This is a genomic window from Roseibium sp. RKSG952 (assembly GCF_009711355.1).
This window is the reverse complement of sequence record NZ_SMMF01000149.1, coordinates 1-293: the sequence shown is the minus strand read 5'-3', so window position 1 is coordinate 293 and position 293 is coordinate 1. Positions and strand designations below refer to the sequence as shown.

The 293-nt window shown below is 56.3% G+C and carries 1 rRNA gene; it reads left to right on the top strand.

Annotation, left to right across the window (positions count from 1 at the left end):
- A 16S ribosomal RNA gene (locus E1297_RS00370) occupies positions 1–293 on the top strand; the annotation flags it as partial.

The window sequence follows — 293 nt, the reverse complement described above, 5'->3', positions numbered from 1 at the left end:
CCTGGCTCAGAACGAACGCTGGCGGCAGGCTTAACACATGCAAGTCGAACGATCCCTTCGGGGATAGTGGCAGACGGGTGAGTAACGCGTGGGAACCTACCTTTCGGTACGGGATAGCTCCGGGAAACTGGAATTAATACCGTATGCGCCCTTTGGGGGAAAGATTTATCGCCGAAAGATGGGCCCGCGTTGGATTAGCTAGTTGGTGGGGTAAAGGCCTACCAAGGCGACGATCCATAGCTGGTCTGAGAGGATGATCAGCCACACTGGGACTGAGACACGGCCCAGACTCC